This is a genomic window from Mesorhizobium sp. M1E.F.Ca.ET.063.01.1.1, from assembly GCF_003998155.1.
Taxonomy (GTDB): Bacteria; Pseudomonadota; Alphaproteobacteria; order Rhizobiales; family Rhizobiaceae; genus Mesorhizobium.
The window spans coordinates 1-1,237 of record NZ_RZSC01001164.1; the positions used below are offsets into that span (position 1 = coordinate 1).

General features: G+C 63.1%; 1 protein-coding gene and 1 pseudogene. One reads left to right on the forward strand and one right to left on the reverse strand.

Annotation, left to right across the window (positions count from 1 at the left end; genetic code table 11):
• Positions 1-184: 184 nt before the first annotated feature.
• Positions 185-916, reverse strand: a complete 732-nt coding sequence (locus tag EOA29_RS36925; protein ID WP_126093300.1) for a dienelactone hydrolase family protein — start codon at positions 914-916, stop codon at positions 185-187.
• Positions 917-964: 48 nt separating this feature from the next.
• Between EOA29_RS36925 and EOA29_RS42490 the strand changes: the two are divergent.
• Positions 965-1,237 (forward strand): annotated as a pseudogene (locus tag EOA29_RS42490) (hypothetical protein); the annotation flags it as partial.

Below are 1,237 nucleotides of genomic sequence, written 5' to 3' on the forward strand. Positions count from 1 at the left end.
GTTCGGCATCGGAGGCTTCGCTGTCGTCCAGCATCATCGCCGTCATTTGCCCGTTGGACGAAGGCTAATGGCGATTCCTTGGGGTTATGGAAGAATTTTTTGCGGCGCGACCTGCCTTCTCCCCGTGAACGGGAAGAAGGTGCCCGAAGGCGGATGAGGGCAGCACTGCCGGTGTAAGAGGCGCTCAGCCCAGTGTTTCGCCAAAGAATGTCGTCAGCCGCTTCCAGTGCCTCTCCGCGCCGGCCTCGTCATAGACACTGTGGTCCTTGATGCACCAGCCATGGCCGACACCGACATAGTTCTCGATGACGTGGTCGACTTCGGCCACCCTGAGCGCCTCCGCCAGCCGCGCCGACTGTTCCGGCGGGAAGCTGCGGTCGACGCCGGCGGTGCCGACATAGATGCGCGCCTTGATCGAGGCTGCCTTGCGGTATGGGCTGTCGGGCGCATCGCTTGCGAGATTGCCGCCGTGGAAGCTCGCCGCCGCGACGATGCGGTCGGGATAGGCCGCCGCCGCGTTAAGCGCCCGCGCGCCGCCCATGCAATAGCCGACGACGCCCACCGGCCCATTGATGCCTTGGGAGATGAGCGCGCCGAGGAAGGCAGCGCTGTCGCGAATTGTCATCTCCTGCGTGGTGCCGGTCACCAGCGCCATCAACTTGGTCTTGGTTTCCTCCACCGTGAAGGCGGTCTTGGCATCGAACGGACCGTAGGGTGCTTTGCGATAAAAGAGGTCAGGCACTAAGACTGCATAGCCCTGCCCGGCAAGCCGCTCCGCCACCTCATCGAGTGCCGGGCGCGGCCCGAACGCATCCATGTAGAGGATGACACCGGCGCCGGCCTTGGTGGATGGTCGGAAAAGGCTCGCTTTTGCCTTGCCGTCTCCGGTGGTGATTTCAATGTCGCGCTTCGCCATGGCCCGTTCCGTTTTTGATGCCGGGCGATACATATCCGTGTCGCAAGCATGGGCAAGTCGATGGCGGGTCGGTTGCGTTCACAAATGCGTATCGGGCTTGCCTTAGGCTTGCCCTGTCCGCAATGTCGGCAGCCTTGCCAGCCTGGGCTGGTCTGCGGCGAGCAGCACGTTTCAACTTGGCCGGAGGACGAAGCCCGTATGTGGCCGACGGCACTACTTGCTTTTCTCGTCGGTGTTTTCGGCGCCAATGGCGTCCCGCATTTCGTGAGCGGGATAACCGGCGGCGCCTATCCACGCGTCTTCGGCAAGTCAGCTAGCCCT